The sequence below is a fragment of the Paenibacillus eucommiae genome (assembly GCF_017874215.1).
Lineage (GTDB): Bacteria > Bacillota > Bacilli > Paenibacillales > NBRC-103111 > Paenibacillus_AI > Paenibacillus_AI eucommiae.
The window spans coordinates 32,904-50,397 of sequence record NZ_JAGGLB010000021.1 but is presented as its reverse complement, the minus strand read 5'-3'; the positions used below and the strand labels follow the sequence as shown (position 1 = coordinate 50,397).

Genomic DNA, 17,494 nt, shown 5'->3' with positions numbered 1-17,494 from the left:
ACTTAACTCTAACTTGTATCTTGTACCTAACTTATATTATATTTTTCACCTTTCGTTCTGTCAATCTAATTCACCAGACAGTTTTCAAGAATCAGAATTTCCTTGGATTTGACCAAGTACACAGAGGCTCCCTCTGAGTGACAGTGGTACACATCCGGATCTTTATACAATACCTGCATACTTGGCCGCCCGCGCATATCCCACAATTCAATCTGATCGTGAATATGGAACACAAATAACCCGGGAATGTCAGTTGGTATCAGCTTCTGCATATGGGGTGGCAAGGGCTGCATCTGATCCAGCTCCGGCACGCTAAAGTTATCCACAGATAGAATAAACCAATAACCCGCATTTTCCGGGAAATCACCTGTAACTGAGCATAAATACTCACCAACACCAATGGGCCCGTGTACTGTGGCGAGCTTTGTCCCTGGCGGAGCAGCAATGGTTTCAATAACAGAAAGATCATCGATATCAATGCGGGCAAAATAACACAGACTCGACACCGGCACGCAGCTATTCACATCGGCACACATCGTCGTACCTGCAAGCAAGCTCTCAGTGCTGTTATCAGGACACAAGCTGCGCATGGTTTGACCCGGAAGCGGATCATCATTGTACAACGCCACACCTGTTGCCGTATCATATTTTGTTAAAGTACAGCCTAATTTCCCATAGTAATGACTGCTCGCATAAAAGAGAATACTGCCTCTATCTGCCGCTGCAACGGGCCTCATTCCTCCAGGAGGCTTAGCAACAACACGTGGATTTTCCGGAAAACAAGCCCGCTTCCCTGGATCATATTCCACCAATTCACTCTCTGTATACGCGGCCATATAAATCTTCTCTCCAAGCTTCCAGGTTTGCAGAATTTCGCCAACACCAGGGGCAGCTCTGCCGAAATCCTTACCTTCACCTGTTTGGAGATTGATTTCCCAGAAGCGTTGTGTAATAAAGGGAGTGCCCAGCAATCTGTCCTTATCGATGCGCCGCAGACAATCTACTTCTGCTATTGAATCTGTAGGCAAGCTTCGGAACAGCTCCAGCACACCTGTCAGTCCATCATAACGATAAAACTCCCCATACAAATTAACCGCTACGATTTTCCTGTCAGCTGTCAAATTAACGGACCCCGCTGTACAGTCAGGAATCGTACAGATGATGGCAACCTGCCCCTGATTCATATCCCATAATCCAACCTTCATATGGTTAGCATCATAAGAAGCGCCCCAAGCCAAATGGCCGCTAACTGCAAACCATGTCATTTCCTCTTCAGGCCTGGGGCCTTCTCTTGTCAAACTGCGGGTAATCGGGTTGTACCATCCTCGATCCGGGAAATAGCACTGTCCTTCATCATTACGGATCAAACGGCTGATCCCGTAGCTTTTCGACAATGGCGCCTGTTGATCGCCCGCCAGCTCCATCAGAGAAACCGCTTCCATTTCTTCCGCTAGTGGATCCCAATGAAGCACAGATATCCCTGGATTATAAATGACTACACAATGAGTCCCCTCTCCAGCAGGAAAGCTTGAGCACATATAGAGCTCTTTGCAAGTATCAGGGTAAACTTTAACGGGTCGACGATTGAGATAATCAAAGGAAAATCCGGCCGTCCTTGACTCTGGATAGGCTGCTGCAAACAGCTTCCCTGTCTTGTGATCAATGGCCATGCCTTGGAATACCAAAGCTGATGGAGCTCCTGTGTCATATTCCTCAATCGCACCGGTACTTAAGGTAAGCCGAACTACCTTCGACAGATCGCCGCACAGCCAAAGGGTGTCTTGATCCTCCTGTGCCGCACTGTAAAAACCATAATTGGGCGGAGAAAACCGGTACACTCGCTCCTTACCACTTTCTGTAACAAGCACACCCATGGAGCCAGACTTGCCGTTCCACGAAGATATCCAGAAACGCTCCTCCCCATCCTCCCCTGGACCTAGCGGCAGCAGGAATGTGTTAATGAATGGATCTCTGCATGGGGGTATTGCTGCCCGGATGATTTCCCCCTGCCATGTCTGACTATTCGCTGCATTGCTCATACCTTCCACCTCCAATGAAAACTTGTAACTGAAGACTTGTAACTAACTTGTTTCTCATAACTAACTCGTATTATATTTTACCGCCTTTATCATGTCAACAGAAAAAAACGAAGAAAAAACCTAATGCCACTCAGCCACCAGGTTTTGTTTCAATCCAATTTTATTTGCGTATTTTACCTCTTGCATCACTTGAACAAATTCAGTGTCTTCAGACGTTCAATAAGTGTTGGCGCGCTCTCCAGGCCTGCCCAGAAATACTTCATCTCTTCAATTAATTTATCCCAATTATCGATATCGGGGAACACTTGGTGAATGAATTTGCTATTATCCAGTACGCCTTCTGTTAAGCCCAACGTCGTCAACTGATTTTCCTGCAGAAGTTCCTGGTTTATTCCCAAGGATACTGCAAGCAGACCCGTAGATGAGGAGATTTCACGCTGCACCTCAGGCTCTAAAGTCAGGGAGAGAAAGCGCTTGGCCAGCTCCTGCCTTTTGCTGAATTCAGTAATCAGCATCGCATTAGAAACGATGACATGGCTTTGATCAGTGCCAAACGGCAGCGAAGCCATTCCAAACTGCAACGGGTTCAAATTAAACGCCAGTGTTGTTGTGAGAATCATGGCGATGTGGCCTTGTTCAAAAAGCCATTGGGTTAATGGCGGATCACCGACCGAATAGACCGGAGAAATCTGATGCACATAAATCGCTTCCTGCAGGGATTCTAAGACGTCTTTAAACAGCTGCCAATCAAAATTGTCTTCCTCGGACACAGCATCTACGGCTTGATAGCTTCGTGAAAACGACAAGCGGTTTATGAGAAACGGGACCCACCGGTTTAACTGATTATTGATAGCAAATCCGTAGATTTCCTTCAAAGCGTCACCATCAATATCAATCGTCAATTTTTTCGCAGCATCAATCAACTGTTCGAATGTCCAAGAGGGGCTAGGAGCTTCAACGCTATTAGCTGAAAACAAATCGTTATTATAGGCCAGATATACAGGAGAATAAGTTACAGGAAGCGCATATAAACGCCCCTCTTGCTTGTATACCTCAAGAAGATTTGGCGGAATATCAGAGATACCCTTGACCATCTCATCTAATGGGCAGAAACCATGGTGAGACAATTGCTGAAAATCACTATCACCAACAAGAATCAGATCCGGAATAATGCCAAATTGGAGTAAATCCTGGAGGAACGTATCATCTTCGTATGAAACCGGGATAACTCTAAACTTCGTTTCCGGGTAGCGCTCTTGAAACAATCTAATTAGAATGGGAAAGCCTTTACTGGCATAGTTGGATGGATATGGAACAAGGATCACCAGCGTATTGCTGTCCGTATCATCCGACTTGAATGTCGGAGAAACCATCGTTCCTTTTCCATGCTGCTTGATAATTAACTTTTCTTCCAATAGTATAGCCAGTGCCTTTCTAACGGAGGTGCGGCTAACATTATACTTGGCGCACATCTCATTTTCAGACAATAGAAGACTTCCCGGCTTGACCAGACTGGAGTGAATTTGACTACGCAGCATATCCGCAAGTCCCTGATATAAAAAATCATTTTCCCTTTGCATCTATAACTGCTCCTTGAGATCATAGTCCAACGTATTGTTCCCCAAAAAATCAAGCTCTTGTAAACGTTCTATGAGTACATCAGGGCTTTCTAAGCCTGTCCAGAAATACTTCATTTCATCCGTCAAAGCGTCCAGCAGATCCATATTCGGGAACACTTGATGAAGAAACTTACAATGCTCAAGCTCTCCTTCTGTTAATCCATACGTTTGCAGCTGGTGTTCCTCCAGAAGCTCTTTGTTTATTTCCATCGACACCGCAAGAAGACCCGTAGACAATGAAATCTCACGCTGCACCTCAGGCTCTAACGACAGGGAGAGAAATAACTTCGCCATCTCCTGCCTTTTACTGAATTTGTTAATCAGCGCGATATTAGAAATAAACAGATGATGTTGATGGGCGCCAAAAGGAAGCGAAGCCATTCCAAACCGCAGCGGGTTCATATCAAACGCCAATGTGGAGGTTAGCAGCATGGCAATATGTCCTTTTTCAAACAGCTCATGCGTTAATTCTTCATTACTCACCGAATAAACGGGAGAAAACTGATGGCGATACAAGGCATCCTGCAAAAACTGCAGCACCTCTCTAAACGACTGCCAATCAAATTGTCCATTATCCAAAAACAGCGGCACCACTTGTGGCTTACTTTGTGAAAGCGACGATTTATTTAATAAAAACTGCAGCCAACGGTCGATCCGGGCATTCACTGCAAATCCGTACACTCGCTTTGATGCACCTTCATGTGTCTCCATCGTCAGCTTCTTCGCTGTATCGATGAACTGCTCGATGGTTCCGGAGGAATCAGGAGGCTTTACCCCATTAGCAGCAAACAATTCAGGATTATACGCTAAATAGATCGGAGAATATGTACAGGGAAGCGCGTATAAGCGGCCATTGCGTTTGAATGCTTCAACCAGCGTTGGCGGAATATCGAGCACACCATCGTTGATCAATTCATCAAGTGGACTGCAAGTTTGATGGGGAATTTGCTGAAAATCACTATCCCTGATTAAAAAAAGATCAGGACTTGCTTCAAATTGATGCATATCCCGAAAATAAGCATCTTCCTCGTAAGGAATCGGAAGCACCTTCACCTTATAATCCGGATACCGTTCCTGAAATTTTCTTATAAGAATGGGCAGCCCCTTTTTTGCATAATTCGAAGGGTACGTAGTGACGATGACCAGCGTATGGTTGTCGTCTCCATTCAGTCTGAAATTTGGCGAAACCAGCGTGCCTTTTCCATGTATTTTGACAATTAGCTCCTCTTCCAGCAAAACATCCAATGCCTTCCTGACGGAGGTCCGGCTAATCCTGTATTTGGTGCACATCTCACTTTCCGACATTAAAAGACTTCCAGGTTTGATTAAACCGGAATGGATTTGATTACGTAGAATATCTGCCAGCTCCCGGTAGAGGAACTCAGTTTCTCTCTGCATGCTCTTACTCCTTGCACTGAATTTCAGTAGGTATGCCCAATGTACTATTATTATAGCACTATTATTTCTTATTCTAAAGGCTTTTCACTGGGCATAGTTCAGTTCAATCCCCGCGAATCACCCTGCCTGCCGTAATGCCCATATAGCTGCCTCGTTCAACAGCCATCTGCCCATTCACAATTACATACTCGATCCCCACTGGCTCCAGCAGCGGATCTTCATAAGTAGAACGATCTGCAACCGTCGCTGGATCGAAAACGACCACATCAGCCCAGAATCCCTCGCGCAGCAGTCCTCGTTCCTTGAGCCGCAGAAGCTGTGCTGGCGCACCCGATATTTGCCGAATCGCCTGTGAGAGCGTAAGCACCTGCTTCTCCCTTACATAGCGTCCAAGTATTCGCGGATAAGTTCCATAAAGTCTGGGATGTGGCTTGCCGCCAAAAATACTGTCAGAACCAACAATCTGCAGCGGATGAGCCATCGCCTGCATCACATCCTCCTCCTGCCCCCAATGGACAATCATCGCCACGCTGCCGTTCTCCTCCATCAATAAATCAAACGCCGTATCCGTCGGCTTCTTCCCCTTGATCCGGGCAATTTCTGCAACACTTTTGCCTTCAAGCCCACGATTTTGCTCAGAAGCGACAGACGAAATCACGATATGCTCCCAGCCGCAGCTTTTGACCCAGTTCTCATAATCATCGTTATGCTCCAAATCATACTCTATACGCTTACGAATTTGGGGATCAGCTAGACGCTTTATACATGTCTCAGTGCCAGCATCATGCATCCATGGCGGAAGCACTACATGCAGCACAGTCGAGCCAGCCGTATAGGGATACTGGTCAAACGTAACTTCAATGCCTTCTTCCCTCGCCTTATCCATCAAAGTCAGCGCTGAAGCGAATTTCTGCCTGTTCTTTTGCCCAATCGCTTTAAAATGTGAAATATGCAGACGCACCCCCGACTGGCGTGCTGCATCAATCACTTCCTCCACAGCCTCCAGAAAATGACTGCTTTCATTACGAACATGCACCACAAAACAACCATCATATTTGGCCGCACCTTTACAGATCTCAATAATTTCAGCTGTATCTGAAAACACATTGGGCGGATAAACAAGACCACTGGAAACTCCCGCCGCCCCCTGCTGCATGCCGATCTCCACCAGTTCACGCATTTGCCGCATCTCTTCCGATGAAGCCTTGCGGTTTGCAAAGCCCATAACCAGCGATCGGACAGCGCCATGAGGAACCAGGTACATCACATTTCCAGCAAGCCTGGACTGCTCCAGAAAGCTTAAATATTCTTCAACCGTATTCCATGGCCAGTCACCTATGTCACCATTCAACCCTTTTAACTGCTGCTGCCATAAGGGCTTCGTCTGCTCTGACACTGGCGCCACAGATATGCCATCTTGTCCCAGCAGCTCCGTCGTTACACCTTGCAGCACCTTGACATGATGAATCTCCGGCCTCGTACAAAGCAAGTCGGAGTGTACATGTGTATCAATAAATCCGGGAGCGACAGCCAGTCCTTCAGCATCAATCTCTACCTTCGCCTGTTCCTCCGAAAGATTGCCCATCCTGACAATTCTGCCGCCGCTAATCCCGATATCCAGCTTCGTCCAGGGATTCCCCGTTCCGTCATACACTTGCCCGTTTCGAATCACCATATCCAGTATATCCAGCTTGCCTGCCTTATCTGCCTTATCTACCATATCCGCCCTATCCAACATATTTAGCTCTCCTCGCCTTGAAGTTTATACTTCATAATAACTTAAATGAAAAATTATACACTTCTTATCCGCCATTATAACCCGGCTATTTTCTTTTCACAAGATCGACTTGCTATGCTCGGCGACATGCTTACGGACATCACGGACGTTATTGTGGTAAAATCACCTGATTTTATCATGCTAACGGACACAGAAGACCTTATTGGTCTTTTTTGCTCCTGTTTTAGCCCTATTCAGAGCAAATAAGCGCTGTCATGTCCGTTAATTTTAGAAAGAGCCTTATTTCGGGGAATTATCGTACCTTATGTCCACTGCTGCTTCGTTCAAACTTTTCATAAAAAAGTAATGACAAAACCAGCGTAAAATCCAGCATAAAAACCCATTCCTGGTTAAAAACCAAAAATGGGTTTCCTACATGCTTTCTATTCAGATATCGGTCTAGCATTCACCTGCTCAGTGATGACCCCATCAAAGGCCGACTGGTAAATGGTACGGATATCCTCTTTATGCAGCGGCAGAGGGCTGCGGGCAAGCAGCCTTTTCTGCTGGACTCCGTCTTCCGTCAAACTCTCCAATGCGCTTGCAGGAATATTAAACCCACGCAGCGTGTTCGGGATGCCAACATCTCTGACCAGTCCTACCAGCTCTTCCACGCATTTCCTTGAGGCCTCTTCTTCCGACAAGTTACTCGTATGACCAACCATTGCTTCTAAAATATGCCCCATACGTTTTATGCAGCTGCTGCGGATATAGCCCATCACATAAGGCAGCAGAACCGCATTGGATTCCCCGTGCGAGACATGGAACTGGCAGCCAAGCGGATAAGCAAGAGCATGAACACCAGCTACGCCCGCATTGAAAAAGGCAATTCCGGCAATATGGCTTCCATAGCTCAAATCGATTCTCGCTTGTCGATCCTGCCCGTCGGCCACCGCTTGCCTAAGCGAGCCGCTAATTAGGCGTATTGCCTGCAGCGCCAGACCATCTGTGATAGGATTCGCATTGACCGAAATATAGGCTTCAATAGCATGCGTCAGTGCATCCACACCCGTTGCGGCGGTAACACGAGGCGGAACAGAAACAGTAAGCTGTGGATCAACGATGGCCACATCCGCCATCAAATAATCATGCGTGATCACGTCTTTAGTTGTTTCCAGCGAAAGCACCGAGATATTGGTCACCTCAGAGCCTGTGCCGGAAGTAGTCGGAATCAAAATTTTGGGCAGCCCTTTATGCTGCGGCTTCTTATTTCCTGACAAATTCAAATAATCGGCAACCTTGCCCTCATTCGCGGATATTACGGCGGCCAGCTTTGCCAAATCCATAGCGCTGCCACCTCCGATTCCAATGACCAGATCAAAGCCGCCATCTCTTGTATAGGCGACCAGCTTCTCGCCAAGCTCGAGTGGAGGATCGGGAACCACATCTGTATATACACTTACATCATAGCCCTGCTGCTTCAGCTTTGACGTAATAGGCTCAATCATACCTAATTTCTCCAAGATTGAATCCGTTATCAGCAAAATCCGCAATGGTGAATATTTCGCCACCTCCGGCCATAGCTTCTCTAACGATCCCCATCCGATATAGTTAAGTGGAGTATAAACCAGTCTGGACAAAGTCATGAATGTTGCCTCCCTTTATCAATCACTAATTAGTTTCATCTAATAAAACCATTGTTTTATTCAAAGTAAATCATAATGGAATTCACGCTATATGTAAACCATATGTTGATAACCTCTTTTTTCAATAAGTAAATAACGTCCCCATCACAAGTTCAGAAGATTGATAATTCCCATAAGCCCACTCAGCTTGCTCCATAGGAACTTTGTGTGTAATTAACGATTTGACCGCAATACGCTGATCGGAGAGCAGTCGAATATACTCGGCGATATTACGCCCCTCCGTCCATCTCACATAACCAAGCGGATAATCACGGCTGTAACGCTCATAGGCCTCATCATATCGCCCTGGCCCGCCTGCCCGGGAAATTAACACCTTCGCTTCCTTACTGAACATCAGTTCCCTCGAAAATGAGGTGTCCAAACCTCCTACCACAACAATCGTGCCACGGTCGCGAATCCAATGAAGCGCATGGTCGATCCATGTTTGTTTATCCGTATCCGTATTTTCATCTGTATCCGATGAGCCTCCGATTGACAAGAGGACACTATCAACACCATGCCCACCTGTGACAGTTGCAATCCCTTGCTCCAATGCACTACGCTCACTGTAGACCTGGCCAATACCATATTCCCGGAAGCGTGCAGCGCGCTGCTCATCTCGTTCAAAAGACACTATCGAATAAGCCGCTGCATGGGCAATTTGGGCAATGAGTTGGCCGATCATGCCAAGCCCTATAACAAGAATAGACTCTCCAAACCGCAGATCCGCGGTTCTTAGGGCATGAATCGCTATAGCTCCCAATCCAGCAAACGCTGCTTCTTCCATAAAGACATGATCGGGTACAGCAGCGACCAGATTAACAGGTACATTTAATTGTGTGGCATGAGCCACATAAGGAGCTCCATAACAAGCAATTCTCTGCCCTACGTAAAAGCCTCTCACACCCTCACCCAGCTCAACAATGATGCCTGAAGCACTGTAACCTAGCGCAGCAGGCTGTTCTGCCCGTTCTCGGATCGCTGCCAGCTCCGTTCCCGGACTCACAGCTGAAAACAGCGTCCTCACCCGCACAAATCCTGCTGGCAATTCAGCCTCCGGAGCCTCAGCAAGAACGACTTTTCCATCTACTGTCATCAGACGCCTCACTAACATAAGCTCCCCCCTCTAGTGAACAAAACAAGAAGGATGCCGGTCACCCGACACCTTCTCGCGCTGCTCTTTATAATTGTTCGATCTTCAGCAAATTAAGCATAACCTGCACAGCTTCGGCACGACTCGCATTCGAATGCGGTTCAAAAATTCCATTCCCTTTCCCTTGCATCAATCCTAGCTGAAGCACCTGGTTAACTTCAGTAAGCGCCCAAGGAGAGATACTTGAACCATCTCGATAGCCCTTCGAGAGCTGGTTTTCTTCGGTGACAGAACGGTCAGACACGAAAGCGTAGGCTCTCGCCAGCAAAACGGCCATTTGCTCACGGCTAATCTTCTCGTTTGGAGCAAATCTCCGCTCGTCCACGCCCTGAATAATTTTGGCCTTGTAAGCAGCCAACACTTCCCCCGCATACCATTTGGTGCTAGCTACATCAATGAACGGAATATCATCTGCACTTACCGGCATGATCGGCAATGCCAACGCGCGCACCAGCAAGGTGATAAATTCAGCCCTGGTCACTTCACCCTCTGGATGGAAGGTTCCATCCTCATAGCCTTGTATCAGTCCCCGCTTCACGGCTTCCTGAATGGCCGACTCTGCCCAATGTCCCACAATATCCGTAAAGCTTACCTTTGGATTATCGGATTTACCAGTACCTTCTGGCTTTTCGGCCTTAGACTCCGAGACCGTCCGAAGAATATCCAGCGTGTACGTTTGTTTGGTTCCATTTTCCGCTGTAACAACCAACTTGAATTCGTTTTTACCTTCCTGTAGATCCACTGTAAATCCACTGCCAACTGGCTGCCCATTAATGATCACTTTGGAAGCTGAATGTGCTGTTTGTACAGAAATTTCAACTTGCTCAGCTTCTGTCTTAACCGTATAAGCTAATTGGTTTGAGGCAAATGCAGGTGACAGAGTAAGAGCTGTGCCCTTTAGCAGCACTTGCAATTTCTCCAGATTGGCATTTCCTGACCTTTCGGCATAAGCCTGATTGTTGCTTGGAGGATAGGATAATGTGGCAGCCGTTCGGCTTAATCCAGAGCTTTCATTGCCCGCCTCATCAAAAGCCTTGACCATAAAACTGTAGGATGTATTGGCTGCAAGTCCAGTAACAGTGTAATTGTTGTAATTGGTATAAACAGTTGCCACAACAGATTCGTCCACGTAAACACGATACCCGTCTATACCCACATTATCTAAGGCTGCCGGCCAATTCAGCTTGATGCTCGTTTGCGCTGCATCCGAAGCAGTTAGTGCACTCCCCTCAGCCCATGTCGGGCTTGTCGTGTCTACAGGAACTTCCATGGTCGTAAAAGATAGTGAATACGGCTCTCCCAGTTCATGTGCATGCTGATCCTTTATCGCAGTAGCCGGAATCGTCAGTGTATATGTGCTTCCAGGATCCAGACTATCAACAGGTGTAATTTTTAATCCGCTGCCTTCAATCACCACTGCTACCTCGACGGGTACCTCCAATGATGCCTCTACTGATGCCTCTGCTGGTTCTTCCTCTGAAACCTCTGAAATGGAATGTTTTATCAGATTAATGCCAGCATAAGAAGTGCCTTCCGCTATGGAATGATTGAATTGCACCGAAATAACTTGATTCAGGGATACGTCCACCGCTCCGTTGATTGGAGAGCTGCCAACCACAACAGGAGGCACTTGCTCTCCGCTTTGTACCTGCAGCGCATCGAACACCACCCAAGGCCAGTCTGGATCAGCATTAGCATTGAACTCTCCAGCCGCTTCGATTCTCACTACATGCATGCCTTCGGATAAAACACCTGTATCATAGACCACTTTCTGTAACTCTGGCTCAGCACTGTAAAGATCAAGGGTCGCTTTGTACTCGCCATCTACGTAGACCTTTGCCTTCCCGCGCGAGAAATTCATAGAAGCAATTACCTGTGCTGCTGCGCCATAGAAAGGAATGTCTACATAAGCTCCCTGCTGCTTTGTATGTGCCTGCGAGCCTCCGTAATAAATCGATCCGGCACCTTCGCCACCATTGGGAACGATATTCCATGTGCCCGAATATTTCACAACCGCATTCGTATTGTCGATCTTCGCTGCCGGAGCAAAAACTTCAATATCCATCGAACCTATAGAAATATTACCGGCCTTGTCAATCGCATACACCTTGTATACGCCCGTGGTGAGAGCAGCTGTAGACATATGACCGTACACATTAGCTGTAACTGCGGCGGATGTTCCGCTAATTCTGGCTGCCGTCTCTATAGCCACCTTTGTCAGTTCCGTTGAACTTGGTACAAGATAAAGCGTCCCTTGCTTGGAGCTTACAGCGGAAACAGAATTACCCGAAACAAGCGGGCCGCTCGTCACGTCTGACAGTACAGGAGGCAAAGCTGGGGTTATCTGCAGCGCATCGAACACAACCCAAGGCCAGTCTGGATCGGCATTCGCGTTAACCTCCCTTGCCGCTTCGATTCTCACTACATGCATGCCTTCAGCTAGAGTTCCAGTATCATAGACGACTTTCTGAAATTGCGTTTCAGCGCTGTAAAGATCGATGGTCTCTTTATATTCACCATCTACATAGACCTTTGCTTTCCCCCGTGAATAACTCGAAGAAGCTATCACCTGCGCTGCCGTTCCATAGAAGGGGATGTATGCATAAGCTCCCTGTGCTTTCGTATGCGCCTGCGAGCCGCCGTAATATATCGCTCCGGCACCTTCCCCGCCATCCGGAACGATATTCCATGCGCCTGAATACCGGACAACTGGATTCGCACTATCGATCATCATGTCTTGCGAGTTTACAATTGTAAGATCAATGGAGCCTGCGGAAATGTTCCCGGACCCATCAATGGCATAAACTTTGTATATGCCGGTGGTAAGACCTGCCGTAGATAGATGTCCGTACACTTGAGCTGTTACTGAGACGGATGACCCGCTGCTGCTTGCTGCCGTCTGTATAGCTTCCTTCGTCAGCTCTGTTGAAGCCGGGACAAGATACAAGATCCCTTGTCTGGAACTCCTAGCCGAGACAGGCTCGCCCGAGACCAGCGGACCACTCGTGACTCCCGACAGCTCTAGAGGCGGCTGCTCTTCTCTCAACACCCGCAGGGCATCGAACACTACCCAAGCCCAGTTCTGCTGTGAAGCAGGATTTATATCCGCTGCTGCTTCGATTCTAATTTTATGCACCCCTTTGGGGAGTACACCTGTCTCAAATATAACCTGCTGAAATTTAGGCTCCAGGCTGTACAAATCGATTGTTTCCTTATACTCGCCATCCACATAGATAATGGCCTTGCCCCGGGATATATTTTTTGAGGAAATCATCTGAGCCTCTATTCCATAAAATGTGATATCCGCATAAGCACCCGGCTGCTTCGTAAATGCCTGTGAGTCCCCGTAATAAACCGAGCCGCTACCTTCAGATCCATTCCCAAGCGTTGTCCATGCGCCCGAATATTCAATAGACGTATTCGTGTTATCGATGAACGTCAAATCATCCGGTATGCTGACAACGGGGAACCCATCTGAATTATTCCCATAGGAATCAATGGCATACAGAACATAGCTGCCTGAGGCTACTCCGCTGGTATCAAGCACAATAGGTACGCCTGCCAGCCCCGACGCCTTAACCCCTTGCACGACGCCACCTACAGTAATGACCGCCGCCTCCAGCTTCGGCAAAGTAGGCATCGTTCCTGCAGGAACCAGATACACAACTCCATCCTCCGAAATGGTCGCTTGTATAGGATCTCCTATTCCAAATGCTACAGCATCGCCAATGGTTGTCTCTGATACTACTTCGGTCCATTTCGGAGCTGTTCTGTCAGTCAGCGCAATGGAGACGATTCCAGTCTCACCTGCGGTCACTTGGACTATCCCGGATTCCTTCCGGGAAAGCTCTGGCTTAGCTGCCAATACCCGATGGCTGCCTTGGGGCACCTGAGACAACTGAAATTGACCTTCGTTGTCTGTAGTGACTGTTATTGAAGCGTATCCAGCCAAGTTGACTGTGGCGCCGGGAAGCGGCAAGCTATCCGGCCCGTATACCGTCCCTGTCACTGATCCGGTTGGCAAAGCAGCCTGCTCCACACCCGCCTGCGCCTCCATATCAGCGATGGTGAACGTATGCAGTCCGTTCCAGTGCTTCGCCGGGTAGTATACTTGCTGCGAGCTTCCATCCTGGTAAATTTCAAATCCGGGATCTTGCTCGGCCAGCTCAAGAATCGTCTGTCCTTGCTCCTCTCTCACATCCCCAATTTTGAATCCGCTTGTGCTTCCATCCGGATGTGTCACAATGATGTACCGGCCGATCGCAGTATCCGGTACCGGCGTATCTGTAACAAGCGCATCGGCCGCTTGCCCGTTGTCCTGGCGTAATGTTTTACGTACCGTTCCTGTCAGCAAGTCCGCTCCTGTTAGCTCCTGGCTGCCTTTTTTCAACAGAGTTCCACCGATCAGCTCCATCTTCTCCACAACACCGTTAGTGAGACGAATCATACCAAGCTCTCCAAGAAGGGTTATATCCCCAATGACTACCGGCTGACCGGGATGCCCCGGGTTACTGAGAATAATGTCAGTCGTTGCGCCATACGTCACTTTTACAGCAACTGCCCCTTCTGGCGCTTGGTCCGGGGTCAGCCGCTCCATAACCTCAATGCGCGGGCCTTCTGTGCCCCGATAAGGTTCCATTGCGGTAACAAAAGTACTCTTGAGATCCGTGCCGCTGCGTCTGAGCACCAGCTTGGGCATATCGTATTTCTCTGCTTCTTCATTATTATCGTATGCGCTTCCCGCGCCATATAAGCGAGTGGAGCGAAGCGAAGGCGATCTGCCCAAGTACAGCTCGTTATCCCCTGACTCAAGTAAGCCGGTAATACCCAGCTTCGCCTGCTCCTTCCCGCTGTCATCCAGTGTTGTCAGGGTTACCTTGTACTGATCCCCTTCTAGCTCAGCCTGCTGAACATCCCGCACATAAATGTAACCGGGATACTGGCCTTCCGCGCTGCCGAAATCATAGTAGTTTTTCGGCTGCTGTACCTCCGTTCCAGGCGGCAGCAGGTATGGACCGTAGGTATCAAGTAACAGATCGGTGCGGAATAATGCATTCCGGTTCGCATCTCCCTGCAGCGTATATTCATGACGATCGCCACCAGAAACTCGAAACAAGTCCAGCACGTATCCCTTGCCCCCATCTCCAGGACCATCCGCTTCCCCATCCGCAAATGGAATAAACCACGGCTCTCTGCTATACTCACTCGTCTCCGGGTAAGCCTCCGGGTCGCTCGCCCGCATCACTTGGAACATGTCTGCGTCCGGTACGAACCGCTCAATACGTCCCCCATCCTTCGTGGCACTGTCAAACTGCATATTCTTGCCGTCCACAACAACCGTGTTATGGGCAATCGTAGATAACGTAAACTGTGCATAATTCGTGTAGGTATACCCGAGATCAGGCATCAGCTCCTGCCCTTCAGCGAACAGCGTAAGGTTCAAAGGATCGTAATGATGGTGCCCGTTTTTCGGAGTAAACATCATATATAACTGCGATTGCTCCGCGCCTTCTCCCAGTGTCAACCGGCCGATACCAGTGGAGGGCAGCAGCACTGAACCCGCATCAGGAAGCGGATTGCCTGCCAGCTCTGCCCATGTATCCTGTATAGGCAGCGCTTTCCCATTAGGATAAGCCAAAATAGAGCTGATTTTGTCCATACGATCAAGAATGGCAAACTCGCTTTGCAAGTCTAGATTATCAAAACGCTTTCCTGTACGGGGCGAAATGTACCCCGGTGGATCACTGTATCCTTGAAGCTCACTCATAACAACTCCAATAAAATACGCTACTTGATTATGGTAGCTCAACGAGACTTCTTTCCAGAAGCCATCTGCCAAAAATGACGTACGTACAAAATGGTTCATCCATTCCACGGCCAGATGAATATAATCCGGTCGATCCAGGGTTTTACCCGCAGCGATCAGCCCTTCCCAAATATAGGGATCCACATTGTAATTAAATACAGGTAAACTAAGTACAAAATCAATCGAAGGAATAAACATCCCTTCCACGATTTCTTTCTCTACATCAACGCCGGTTTCCAGACTGAGCACTTCGAACGCATCGGTCTGCTTCACTTTCTCATAGGCTAACAACAGCGGCTTCATGCTTCTCAAATCATTTATATTCCAGATGTTCCAGTTACCCGAAAACATATTGTAGGGCGGACCGGAGGATGGAGAGGCAGGGTAACTATTTTGCCCGCGATTGGTTATAGGTACGTAACCATCGAATGCTTGCACGAACTGATATAAAAGTCTTGCTGCGCCTAGCGGATCTGCTGAAGCGACAGCATTCGTTCTGGCGACCGCCCGCTCGCGCTGCTCATACCAGAGACGGGCCGACAGAAAATATTTCTTGCCCTGGGCATCTTCGTAATACGGATAATCCATTGCCTCTCCCTTACGATTTGTGACCGTGAGATGCTGGGTCTCCGGATACAAAGCGTTGGGATACACGGTGCCCGTGTCAGCAGCAACCAGACTTTGGCCGTCTGCAGATAAAGCATACAGACTGAATGTCGGCGTCAAGCTCGGCTTCTCCGGCAGTCCCACCTCTGCAAAGCCGGACTGCTCCGGAATCAAGTCCATGATCTCCTGCACCTCCAAAGATGGTGGAGCTGGTGTCACAGGTGTCAGAGCAGTCCCGGAACCGGAAGAACCCGCTGCGTACTTGGCATTCCCGGCTTCAATCAGGCTGTGCCGGTCAAAGGAGTAGATGGCAAGCTGACCATCCCCGGGAACATTCTCATAGGTCAACACTCGCAGCTGATACTGGCCTTCAATTAATGCTGCAGGATGCTCAAATGTAATCGTGCTGTAATCTCCGTCATTCACCTGCGAGAACTGGAGTAGTTCCTGCTCATGTCCTTTAGGATCTATCCAGCTTAAACGATACTGAAGCTGCACAGGCGGACTGGTGACTTCACGCTTGAAGGTCAACTGTTTTTCCGTAAATCCAATATCATCCAATTCCCATTCTGAGGGTAACCACGGCTCACCCTCAGGAAAACTCTCAAAAAATATACTGCCGAACCGGCTTTGATCCGGAACATTCGTCTGCAAATTGACAGGCCCACCTGGCTCCAGTGCTGTATCATCATACATGGACGTGCGAATTGGCGCCCAGGCTATCATCGGCTGCGTATTAAGATTGTGCACATGCACGATGTTTACACCCCATTCTTCGCCAGGAGCTATCCCCTCGGATATGCTGAAACTGGATAACGGAATGGCTGCTTCAATCCCCACAGTGCTGTTCGTTTCATTCTCTTTCAGCACAAACGGAAATGGGCTAAGCTTGATTTCCTGCAAGCTTTGTCCTCCAGCCGTTTCTCCAGCTTTCCAATTCAGCCAAGCTAGCCTGCTTGTGGGATCAACAGGAATCGAAGCCACATAATAAGCTTGCGGTGAAGCTGGTTTACGGAGGATGATCTCGATGCTGGACAGCGTCTCTCCTTCTTGCTGCTGGAATTCCCCTCCAATATATAAGCTCGTATCATCATAAGAAATACGATATTCCGGGCTATCCGTCACCGGCTTATTGTAGTAGGTCGTCCGGAAATCCCCAAGCCCCGCAGCTTGCTGCCAAAAGCTCTCGTCCAGCTTCCCATCCACAATCGGGGGCGCCGATGCTGCCCGTACAATCGCCCACTTGTTGGCATCCACCTTCACAGGATAACCTTCCTCAGGCTCCTCAGGTTCATTTAAGAGCATGCCATTAGTGTCATTAGTGCCATTAGTACCCTTAGATAAGATGCTGCCCTCGGATCCGTTAGGTTCTGCGGCCATCCCTCTGGCTGCAAATGGAATGAACGAGAACATGAGAACAAGCGCCATACTCAAAGCTATATACTTCCGCATGAGATCATCTCCTTTTCGA

7 protein-coding genes are annotated in these 17,494 nt (G+C 48.3%); all 7 read right to left on the bottom strand.

Annotated features, from left to right (window positions below; all coding sequences use genetic code 11):
• Positions 1 to 65: 65 nt before the first annotated feature.
• Positions 66 to 2,039, bottom strand: coding sequence for a hypothetical protein (locus J2Z66_RS26030; protein WP_209975664.1), 1,974 nt, complete (start codon positions 2,037 to 2,039; stop codon positions 66 to 68).
• 185 nt (positions 2,040 to 2,224) lie between these two features.
• Positions 2,225 to 3,619 (bottom strand): extracellular solute-binding protein, encoded by a 1,395-nt coding sequence (locus J2Z66_RS26025; RefSeq protein WP_209975663.1) that lies wholly within the window; start codon positions 3,617 to 3,619, stop codon positions 2,225 to 2,227.
• A complete protein-coding gene (locus J2Z66_RS26020; protein WP_209975662.1) occupies positions 3,620 to 5,056 on the bottom strand; it encodes an extracellular solute-binding protein in 1,437 nt (478 codons plus the stop codon).
• Between the two features lie 103 nt (positions 5,057 to 5,159).
• The gene (locus J2Z66_RS26015) at positions 5,160 to 6,794 is read right to left on the bottom strand and encodes an N-acyl-D-amino-acid deacylase family protein (RefSeq protein ID WP_245375844.1); all 1,635 of its coding nucleotides are present in this window, start codon (positions 6,792 to 6,794) and stop codon (positions 5,160 to 5,162) included.
• 422 nt (positions 6,795 to 7,216) lie between these two features.
• On the bottom strand, positions 7,217 to 8,419 hold the full coding sequence (locus J2Z66_RS26010) for an iron-containing alcohol dehydrogenase (protein WP_209975661.1): 1,203 nt from the start codon (positions 8,417 to 8,419) through the stop codon (positions 7,217 to 7,219).
• 121 nt (positions 8,420 to 8,540) lie between these two features.
• Complete coding sequence (locus J2Z66_RS26005) at positions 8,541 to 9,572, bottom strand: zinc-dependent alcohol dehydrogenase (RefSeq protein ID WP_209975660.1); 1,032 nt, start codon at positions 9,570 to 9,572, stop codon at positions 8,541 to 8,543.
• A gap of 67 nt (positions 9,573 to 9,639) precedes the next feature.
• Positions 9,640 to 17,475: an S-layer homology domain-containing protein gene (locus J2Z66_RS26000; protein ID WP_209975659.1), complete on the bottom strand. Its 7,836-nt coding sequence runs from the start codon at positions 17,473 to 17,475 to the stop codon at positions 9,640 to 9,642.
• Between the last annotated feature and the right edge of the window lie 19 nt (positions 17,476 to 17,494).

Excerpts from the sequence above, each read along its gene's own strand:
- J2Z66_RS26000 (WP_209975659.1), bottom strand. The coding sequence starts at position 17,475 with ATGCGGAAGTATATAGCTTTGAGTATGGCGCTTGTTCTCATGTTCTCG.
- J2Z66_RS26010 (WP_209975661.1), bottom strand. The coding sequence starts at position 8,419 with ATGACTTTGTCCAGACTGGTTTATACTCCACTTAACTATATCGGATGG.
- J2Z66_RS26020 (WP_209975662.1), bottom strand. The coding sequence starts at position 5,056 with ATGCAGAGAGAAACTGAGTTCCTCTACCGGGAGCTGGCAGATATTCTA.
- J2Z66_RS26030 (WP_209975664.1), bottom strand. The coding sequence starts at position 2,039 with ATGAGCAATGCAGCGAATAGTCAGACATGGCAGGGGGAAATCATCCGG.
- J2Z66_RS26025 (WP_209975663.1), bottom strand. The coding sequence starts at position 3,619 with ATGCAAAGGGAAAATGATTTTTTATATCAGGGACTTGCGGATATGCTG.
- J2Z66_RS26005 (WP_209975660.1), bottom strand. The coding sequence starts at position 9,572 with ATGTTAGTGAGGCGTCTGATGACAGTAGATGGAAAAGTCGTTCTTGCT.
- J2Z66_RS26015 (WP_245375844.1), bottom strand. The coding sequence starts at position 6,794 with ATGTTGGATAGGGCGGATATGGTAGATAAGGCAGATAAGGCAGGCAAG.